Source organism: Bifidobacteriaceae bacterium (assembly GCA_031281585.1).
Lineage (GTDB): Bacteria > Actinomycetota > Actinomycetes > Actinomycetales > WQXJ01 > JAIRTF01.
In genome coordinates this window covers 1-6945 of sequence record JAITFE010000042.1, presented here as the reverse complement: position 1 = coordinate 6945, position 6945 = coordinate 1, and the positions used below count along the sequence as shown (strand labels likewise).

Sequence of the window (6945 nt, the reverse complement as noted above, 5' to 3'; positions counted from 1 at the left end):
ATGTCGAAAACGGCGAGGGGGGCGAAATGCCAGAGCTTGAGGTCGTCATCGGCCAACATGCGGTAGGTCTCCGAGCGGGTGAATTGCCGCAACGCGTCCAGCGGCGTGAAACCGTAATGCTCGGCGATCAGGGCTCCGACGTGGCGGTCAAAGAAGTCAAGAGTCCTGGGGGCGGTGGCCGTCACAGCGAATCACTCCCCTCAAAGCCCAGTTGGTCCAACGTTGACCAGGTTAGCCGAAGCGGCCGGTGACGTAGTCGAGGGTGCGCTGGTCGCGGGGGGTGTTGAACATGGCGTCGGTGTCGCCGTGTTCGACTATCACGCCGGGCGTGCCTTGGGCGGCGAGGAAGAACGCGCATTGCTGGGAGACCCGTTGCGCTTGCTGCATGTTGTGGGTGACTATCACTATGGTGACCTCGCGTTGCAGTTCGGCCATGGTCTCCTCGATGACGCGGGTGGAAGTCGGGTCCAACGCGGAGCACGGCTCGTCCATTAGCAGCACCTTCGGCTTGACCGCCAGCGCGCGGGCTATGCAGAGCCGTTGTTGCTGTCCGCCGGACAGGCTGCCGCCGGGTTGGCGGAGGCGGTCTTTGACCTCGTTCCACAGTCCGGCGCTGGCCAGCGACGTCTCCACGATTTGGTCGCGCCGGTCGCGGCTCGCCTTGCGGCCGGTCAGTTTCAACCCGGCGAGCACGTTGTCGTAGATGCTCATGGCCGGGAACGGGTTCGGCCGCTGGAAGACCATGCCGACGTCTTTCCGGGCGTCTTGGATCTTGTGTTCCCGGTCGTAAATGTCGTTGCCGTCCAGCAGCACGGCGCCGGCCAGGGCGGCCGAGGGCACCAACTCGTGCATCCGGTTGAGGATGCGCAGGAACGTGGACTTGCCGCAGCCGGACGGCCCGATCAGCGCCGTGACCTGCCCGGCCGGCATTGTCAGGGACACCCGCTCCAACACTTTGTGGGTCCCGAACCACGCCGACACGTCCCGCGCGTCCATCGCGGACAGCGGTCGGCCCGGGCCGGGGAACCGTTCGCCCTGGACGGGCCCCGCCCCCACCGTTGTCGGGAGTTCCAGTTCAGCCCAAGTGCCCGATGCCGTCCCCCCATCCCCCAGCCCACCCACCGGTTCCAGCACCGCGGTTTGGGTGGCGTCCGGACGGTCGGCGGCCGGTCCAGCAGTGTGGTCGGCCGGCGGGGGAGCGGCGGCGGACGCGGGGAGGTCTGCGGCGGGAGTCGGGTTGGCGGTGACAGCGGTCATCTTGGTCCTCGAATCAGTTGGTCAGATCAGGTTGGGCAGGGCGTTCATGATGAAGTCGGCGCAGGTCACGCCAAGGGCGAGGGCCAGGGGCAGGCCGATCAACCAGGCCTGCCAGCGGCCCCAGGAGCGCCACAGCCACCAGGCCCCCAGGACTGCGGCGATCCAAAACACGGCGACAAAGAACGCGATGAACCAGGCGCCGGAGTCCTGGCCCATGGCGCGTTCGGCGGGAGGCAGGGCGGCGTAGGCCATCACCTTGGAGGAACTGGCGTGCGGTTCGGTCACCAACTCCGCGTCCACGTGCAGAACCCCGGACGGGAACAGCGCCAGGCCGTCGCCGGTCATGAGTTCCAGGCGGCCCTGGCCGGAGCGCAGTTCCTCCGGCAGCGGGTCGCCCGCGCGGCGCAGACCGAAAACGCGGTAGGAGGCCACGCCCTGCCCGGTGGTGACCGTGATCATGTCGCCGGGAGCCAGGCGGCGCAGTTCCCTGAACGGGCCGCCGTACGCGGCTTGCCTCCCGAGCACCACCGCCGTGCCCGGCTGACCCGGCAGGACCGAGTCCCGGCGGTGGCCGGGGCCGCCGCGCAGCACCTGGGCGGTTGAGCCTTCCAGGACCACCTCGCTGAGGCCGATCACCGGAATCTCCAGGAGCGCGACCGGCGTGCCGGGGGCCACCAGTTCTTGGTCCAGGCCGAGTTGGCCGGTGGGGGCCTCGGCTTTGGCCAGGGCCGACCGAAACCCCTGGTACGCCATGGTCTGAGCGCGTTCATGCCGCAACGCGGAAAAGACAGCCGCATGCGCCACGAAGGCCAGCGCCAGCAGGGACACGGTGGTGATCACGGCGCCAACCCACCACCTCGCCCCGCGCGGCGCCAGTTCCCGCCGCGTGGGAGCGGGCAGCCGCGACCGCCTGGCCTTGGCCGCTCTGCCTGGCACGGGAGGAAGGGCGCGGGCGGCAGTCGGTCCTGGGCGCGGCGGTGGCTCTGGCGGTGCCGCCTGCGGCGGCCACGCGGGGACGGGCGCCCCCGGCATGGACGACACGGGCATCGGCGGAGGGGCCATGGGCGCCCCTTGCATGGGCGGCGCGGGCACGGGCACCCCGTGCGTCGGCAGAGCGGGCATCTGCGGAGCGGACATGGGCGCCTCCGACATGGGCACCCCTTGCATGGACGGCGCGGGGACGGGCACCCCGGGCGTCGGCGGAGCGGGCACGGGCACCCCTTGCATGGGCGGCGAGGGCAGGGGCACCCCCGGCACGGGTGGCCCCGGCAGGGGTGGGGTGGGTGCGCCGACTCCGGGAATCGGGTCAGTCGGGGACGCGGCCGCGTCCGGTGGCGCGGGGGCCCGGCCTGGTCCCCTTCTTGTGAAAAGGGACCGTCCCCGTTTGCGTTGGGGGAGTGCGTTCGGCGCTGCTGGAGAGGTGGTCTCCGTCCTGTCCAAGGTCACTGGGACGGGGCCCCCTCCGCCTCCGGCCTAGCCCGCATGACCCGCATCACGCGCCTGATCACCAGGGCCAGGATGATCAGCGCGAGGAGGATGAGGAGCCACCACAGCCACGCGGGCAGGTGGTGGTCCTCGACCGGTTCGGTCGGCGAGCCGACCAAAACGTCGGCTCGGGCTATCACGGTGCCGCACCAGCCCGTGAACTGGATGGCGTGCGTGCCGGGGGCGGCGTCATCGGGCACGGCGAAGACGGCTTGGACCTGGCCTTCGGAATCGGCGGTGAAGTTGCCGATCAAACCCGGATTGGAGAACAGCACCAACTGGACCCTCTCGCCCACTTCGAAGCGGGTGGCGGTGGCGGTCACCTTGTTGCCGGGCAGGTAGAGGTCCTTGTCGACGGCGGCGGCCCAGGCGTCATCGGCGGCTTTCAACGGGACTGGGGGCTCGACCTGCACGCACGCGCCGGTACCGCCGTCGCCGTCGCCTGGGCCGGTCCCGGAACTGCCACCACCCGTGCCTCCGCCCGTGCCGCCTCCGCCGGAACCACCGCCCGAACCGCCGCCGCTGGGACTGGGACCACCGGGTCCGGCGGAGGAGGACTGGGACGGGCCGGGGGAGGGGCTGGCGGACTGGTCGCTGGCAGTGGGGGACGGGGACGCGGACGCGGAGGCCGAGCGGCTGACGGGGTTCGGCACCCAGACGGAGATGTCGGAATCCTCGGCGGGCGCGGGCGCCGCGAAGGCCAGGCCCATGCCCCAGGCCGCCGCCAGCACGACTGCGAGGAACGCCAGCCTGCCGCCGAACAGGCGGGCGCCTCCGTGCACGCGCGGCCGGGATTCTCGCGAGCCCAAGCCGCCCGAGCCAAAGCCCCCGGAATCCGAGCCGGCCCGACCCTTCCGGGGCTCTCGACGCGATGGGGTGATCACCGTGCGGCTCCGATCGCCGCGGTCCCTGACGGGATGCGCGGCACGGGCTTTGAGCCCAGCAAGCTTCCCAGCTCAGGCCGCCAACCGCTGCCCCGAGGGCGGCGTGGGAACCAGGCCCGCGCCGGGGCGGAGAAAGCCCGCCGCCCCGGCGCGGGCGCGGCGGCGGGGGCGAAGCCCGCCCCAGAGCCCGCCCCCGCCAGCAATTCCTCCGTGTACACGGCCAATTCGGCGGCCAGGAGTTGCCGGGACCGGCGCCTCCGCCAGACCACGAACCAGGACCCTCCAGCCAGCAGCGCGATCAAGCCCAACGCGGACCAGGGGACGGCCCAGGTCTGGGCGGATCCGGTGACGGGGTCGAGGGCCAGGGGGACGTCGCCCACCGCGCCATCGCCCGGTTCGGGCCGCACCGTCACCTTCGCCGCCAAGAAGAACAGCGGCGCCACGTCCGGCAGCTTGGCCGTGACATGGCCGGTGCCTCCGGGCAACAGGTTCGACACGGGCTCCAATTCCACCGCGCCAAGGTCAATCCCGAACGGCCCCGTCAGCCGCACGTCCGGCACGCCGGAGAGGCGAACGTTGCCGGTGTTCGTGATGTCGAAGCCGACCGTGGCCGCGCCTTTGCCGACCGGGTTCACCACGCCGTCGTAGCTGGCGGTGACCCCGCTGACGCCCACGCTGGCGGCCAGCGGCCCGTCCACCCGCAGGTACACCCGCGCCCCGACGCGTTGCTCCAGGAGGACAGTGGTGCCGTCGTCTTCGGCAGCCTCCTGCTCAAATGACGCGACCACCCCGGCGGAGTGGTCGCCGGGTGTGGCGTCGAACGGCACGTTGATGGCGATCGGCAGGGTGCGGCTCTCGCCCGGCCCCAAGGCGATCCGCACGCCCAGGTCGTGGGCGCAGATTTCCTCCGCCTCGTCGTTCGTGTCGGGGCATTCGGCCGGCCCGGAGTCCACCTGGGTCCACGCCCCCAGGTCGATCGAGGCCTGCTCCGCCCCGATCAGCGTGAACGCCGCCGTGTCGTAGTCGGTGGTCGCGTCGGACGCGTAGACGCGGAAGCCGGCGGACTGGTTGGAGTAGTTGGTGACGGTGATCCAGTCTTCGATCAGGGTGCCCGGCGCCACCGCGAAGTCGAAGGTGGTCCGCCCGTCCGGGCCGCCCGCCGAGGACGGCTGGACGCCCCAGGTCACGTCCTCGGGTTCCTCTCCCGCCGTGAACACAGCGCCCGTGGTTCCAGCGTGGGTGGCCGCCCCGGCGGCCGTCCCCGCCTCCGATGCCGTCCCCGCAGCCCCCAGCCCCAACGCGGCTGCGAGCAGCAACGCGGCGGCCCACCGGGGCCTTTGGGCCGTCCGGTCCTCAGTTGTTGACATTTTGTGCTGCCTTTCGGTTAGGGGCGGGGTTTGTTGTTGTTTTGGTGGTCGCTCCCCAGGGCGGGCTATTGATGTGCGGCCGGCCCGGCCCGGGGAGCAACCCTGGTGGGACGCCCCGCTCAGATCAACGTGAGCGTGAGCGTCGCCGCATAGTCGCCCGCGGACACGCCGCTGGGCACATTCAAGGTCAGCCGCGCGCCGACCTGGGTTTGGACGTTCGCGTCATCCGACGCCTCGCCGTAGGCCAGCACCTGGTCCACGGACAGGCCGCCGCTGGCGCCCGGCGCCACCTCCGGTCCGGCGGACCCCGGCCCGACCTGCCGCTCGGGCGCCCAGCCGAGGCCCGTGGACGGAATGGTGTCGGCCGTGGTCGCGCTGGTGAAATTGGAAGCCCGGCCGTTCAGCGTCCAGCCGGGGGCGGACGCGTCGCGCCTGTCGTCGTTGACGGTGACGAAGTCGAGGTACCCGGCGGCCTGCCAGGGCGTGCCCTGGACGCGGGCGGCGGGGCCCTCAAGGACGGTGGTGCCCGGCTTGACGGAGATCGTCAGTCCGGTCGGCACGTCCGGCTCCTGCTCCTCCGGCACCGACAGGACCACGCCGGATTCGGAGGAGTCTGCGGGCGGCGGTGGGACGTAAACCTGCCAGACGGCATCGGAACCCCCTGAACCCCAGGAGAACTCGATGTCGATCGAGAAGAACTTGGAACCCGCGTAGCCGGTGCTCTGGGCCGGGTAGCCGCCGGTCGACTGGGTGCCGGGGTCGCAGGTGACTATGTAGGAGGCGACCTCGTTGCGGCCCTGGAAGTTCTCCTTGGGGAAGCCGGTCTGGCCCCATCGTGACGCGTCGTCGCCGACCCGGTTGATCGGCTGCCCGTCCAGGCCCGTGCCGGCCCCGGAGGTTTTGACGTAGGCGGGGGCCTGGGTGGCGTGGGTGGAGCCGTCTGCCCACACCAGGAAGACGCGGGAACTGCGCTGGTAGTTCTCAGGGCAGCCCGTGGCCGTGGCGAGTTGGCGCGGGCCGCCGTCCTCCAACCGCCCGCCGGCGATGTCGAGGGTGACGTCCCCGAGCCTGTCGGCGGGGTCCAGCCCGGCCGACAAGGCCCGTGCGGGCGCGGCGAGCGCGAGGCCCGCAGCGCCAATGGCTAACGCGGCCAGGGTCGCGAGGGCCGCGCGGCGCGGCCCCAAGGTGGTGATGGACATGGGGATTGTCCTTTCTGCGGGGTTTCGATGGGATTCATGCCTATTTCGCCTCATGGCGCGGAAAAGGCGGAAAGGAACGGCGTCTTGGCCCATCTCTTTCCGTCCTTTCGATGTCATGAGAGCGGGGGACCGTCCCCCTTGCCGTCCTCTTGCGGGGATCAGCAAGGCGGGACCGCCCCCCTTTGTTTGGGTGTTCCCCCGACCGGCCAGCGATGTCCGGTCTGCCCGGCCGGGGGAACTACCTGGAAGGACGCCTTCCTCAGATGAGGGTCAGCGTCAAGGTCGACTTGTACGCGCCCGCCGGAGCGGTTTCCGGCACATCGAGCGTGAACAGGGCGTTGACGGTGGTCGTGACGTCCTGGGCGGCCGAGGCCTGGCCGGTGGCCAGTTCCTTGTCGGTCGACAGGCCGCCGTTGGCGTTCGGCGCCACGGTCGCGCCGGCCGCGCCCTGCCCGGACACCTTGTTGGGTGCCCAGCCGAGGTTGGTCGAGGCGATCTGGTTCGCGCCGGACACGAAGGCCGAGGCCTTGCCGTTCAGCGTCCAGTCGGCGGCGGCCGCATCGCGGCGGTCGTCGTTCACCGTGACGTTCGGCAGCGTGCCGGTGGCCTGCCACGCGGTGCCGGCCTCACGAGTGTTCGGGCCGGTCAGAGTGGTCGCGCCAGGCTTGACCGAAATCTTCAGACCGGTGGCCGGCCCCGGAGGCGTGGTCAGCGTGGGGATGTCCACGTTGATGTCGGACTCGGACGAGTCGT

Annotated in this window: 7 protein-coding genes; all 7 read right to left on the bottom strand. The window is 71.2% G+C overall.

Features of this window, described 5'->3' with window-relative positions:
- On the bottom strand, positions 1-185 hold a 185-nt coding region (locus tag LBC97_04420; GenBank protein MDR2565297.1), incomplete at its 3' end, for a hypothetical protein.
- 46 nt (positions 186-231) lie between these two features.
- Positions 232-996, bottom strand: coding sequence for a phosphate ABC transporter ATP-binding protein PstB (gene pstB / locus LBC97_04415; GenBank protein MDR2565296.1), 765 nt, complete (start codon positions 994-996; stop codon positions 232-234).
- 282 nt (positions 997-1278) lie between these two features.
- Complete coding sequence (locus tag LBC97_04410; GenBank protein MDR2565295.1) at positions 1279-2097, bottom strand: class E sortase; 819 nt, start codon at positions 2095-2097, stop codon at positions 1279-1281.
- 602 nt (positions 2098-2699) lie between these two features.
- Positions 2700-3524, bottom strand: coding sequence for a hypothetical protein (locus LBC97_04405; protein MDR2565294.1), 825 nt, complete (start codon positions 3522-3524; stop codon positions 2700-2702).
- A 98-nt stretch (positions 3525-3622) separates the two neighbouring features.
- Positions 3623-4993, bottom strand: coding sequence for a hypothetical protein (locus LBC97_04400; protein ID MDR2565293.1), 1371 nt, complete (start codon positions 4991-4993; stop codon positions 3623-3625).
- Positions 4994-5112: 119 nt separating this feature from the next.
- Complete coding sequence (locus tag LBC97_04395; protein ID MDR2565292.1) at positions 5113-6192, bottom strand: hypothetical protein; 1080 nt, start codon at positions 6190-6192, stop codon at positions 5113-5115.
- A 259-nt stretch (positions 6193-6451) separates the two neighbouring features.
- On the bottom strand, positions 6452-6945 hold a 494-nt coding region (locus tag LBC97_04390; protein ID MDR2565291.1), incomplete at its 5' end, for a hypothetical protein.